Raw genomic sequence first — 2,025 nt, 5'->3', positions numbered from 1 at the left:
GGGACGGGGCCGGGGCCGAGGCGGCGGACGCGCCCGCCGGCGCCGTCGTCGTCCCGGTGACGGAGGCCGGCGCCGAGGTCCTGGCGGGCCTGGCCGCCGGCGACGAGGTCGAGCTGACGGACGCCCGCGGCTCGCACCGCGTCCTGACCGTGGAGCAGGCCGGGACCGCGGGCGCGCTGGTGCGCGCGGACAAGACGGTCTACTGGGGCACCGGCCTGGCCGTGGACACCCCGCGCGGGACCCTGACGGTCGGGGAGCTGGCGCCGCTGGAGCAGTCCATGCGGGTGCGCCGCGGCGATCAGGTGGTGCTCGCCCGCTCCCTGGATCCGGTCCCCGCCGCGAGCGCTCCCCCGTACCGCATCGGGCTGACCCTGGCCCAGGCGTTCGAGGACGTGGCGGTCGGGGACCGCGTGTCCATCGACGACGGGAAGATCGACGCCGTGGTGCGCGCGGCGGACGCGGACGAGATCACGCTGGAGGTCACCGAGGCCGGTCCGAACGGGACGAAGCTCAAGGCCGAGAAGGGCGTGAACTTCCCGGACACCGCGCTGTCCATCCCGGCGCTCACGGACGAGGACCTCGCGCACATCCCCTTCGTGGCCCGCCACGCGGACATGGTGAACCTGTCCTTCGTGCGCTCGGCCGAGGACGTCGCCCAGCTGATCGACGCGCTGGCCGCCGAGGACGCCACGGACGTGGACATCACCCTGAAGATCGAGACCGTGGCCGCCTTCGAGCAGCTGCCCCGGATGCTCCTGGAGGCCATGCGATGGCGGGACGTGGGCGTGATGATCGCCCGCGGCGACCTCGCGGTGGAGGCCGGGTTCGAGCGGATGGCGGAGCTGCAGGAGGAGATCCTGTGGCTGTGCGAGGCCGCGCACGTGCCGGCGATCTGGGCCACCCAGATCCTCGAGTCCCTCGCCAAGACGGGCCTGCCCTCGCGCGCGGAGATCACCGACGCCGCCATGGCGCAGCGCGCCGAGGCCGCGATGCTCAACAAGGGGCCCTACATCGAGGAGGCCATCACGGCCCTCGGCGACATCCTGGGGCGCATGGGCGGGCACGCCCGCAAGAAGCGGGACATGCTCCGTCGGCTGGAGTCCTGGTCCCTCTGAGTCGGGTCTCTCTGAGCGGGTCCTCTCTGTGCCGGACCCCGCTGGGCCGGGCTCAGTCCCGGGGGTCCTCCTGCGGCCGGCTCGCCTGCCCGCCGCGGGCCTGGATGAGCTTGGCCACCTCCTCCGGCGGCAGGGTCACGCCGTAGGAGCGGTCCAGCCCGGTGGGCACGGCGCCGGCGGCCGGCGCCGCCTCGGCCCCGGCCGGCTGTGCGTCGGCGTCCGGGGCGGCGTGGGACCCGCCCGACGACGGCGCCCCGGCCCGTCCGCCCTCGCGGTCCCGAGCCCGCGGCTCGCCCCGCAGCCACCGCCGCGCGAGGCGGCCGACGCGGCGGCCCCGCACCTGTCTGATCCGCGCCTGTCCGACCCGCCGCCCCGCGCCGGTGCCCCTCTTCCCGACCCTCCGGCCCCATTCCCCGATCGGACTGCTGCGATTTCCGACGCGCCAGCCCCGCTTCGCGCCACCCCAGACCCGCCGCCCACGACACCGGACCCGGAGGCGGACGCCGTGCGCCGCCGGGTCGCCGAGGCCCGTGCCGCGGCGGCCGAGGGGCAGGAGCCCGCGCTCGCCCCGCTCGTCGCGGAGGCGATCGGCGTCTCCGCGACGGATCCGCGCGTGGCCGCGCTCGTGGACGAGCTGGACGGGTTCGGGCCGCTCGCCGGGTGGGTCCGCGCGCCCGGCGTCACCGACGTGCTCGTGGACGGCTCCGGCGCCGTGTGGACCGACGGCGCCGAGGGCCTTCTGCGCCGCCGCCAGCGCCTCGACCCGCACGCGGCCCAGGCCCTCGCCGTGCGCTTGGTGCACCGCGCGGGGCGCCGCCTCGACGCCGCTGTGCCGCTGGCCGACGCCCGTGTGGACGGGGTGCGCGTGCACGCCGTCCTGCCGCCGGTCAGCGGCGGGGGGGCCCTGCTG

Annotated in this window: 2 protein-coding genes and 1 pseudogene; 2 read left to right on the top strand and 1 reads right to left on the bottom strand. The window is 77.0% G+C overall.

What is annotated here, in order from left to right:
• Nucleotides 1-1,115, top strand: a 1,115-nt coding sequence (locus NWP10_RS11730) for a pyruvate kinase (protein WP_258301021.1), incomplete at its 5' end; no start/stop codon positions are given.
• 52 nt (nt 1,116-1,167) lie between these two features.
• Here NWP10_RS11730 and NWP10_RS11725 read toward each other — a convergent pair.
• Entirely contained in the window at nt 1,168-1,455 is a 288-nt protein-coding gene (locus NWP10_RS11725; protein ID WP_258301020.1) for a hypothetical protein, read from the bottom strand.
• Between the two features lie 165 nt (nt 1,456-1,620).
• On the opposite strand from NWP10_RS11725, the pseudogene NWP10_RS11720 reads away from it, so the two are divergent.
• Nucleotides 1,621-2,025: pseudogene (locus NWP10_RS11720) on the top strand (pilus assembly protein CpaF); the annotation flags it as partial.

Source organism: Micrococcus sp. HG099 (genome assembly GCF_024723355.1).
Lineage (GTDB): Bacteria > Actinomycetota > Actinomycetes > Actinomycetales > Micrococcaceae > Micrococcus > Micrococcus endophyticus.
This window is presented reverse-complemented; position numbering and strand designations above follow the sequence as displayed.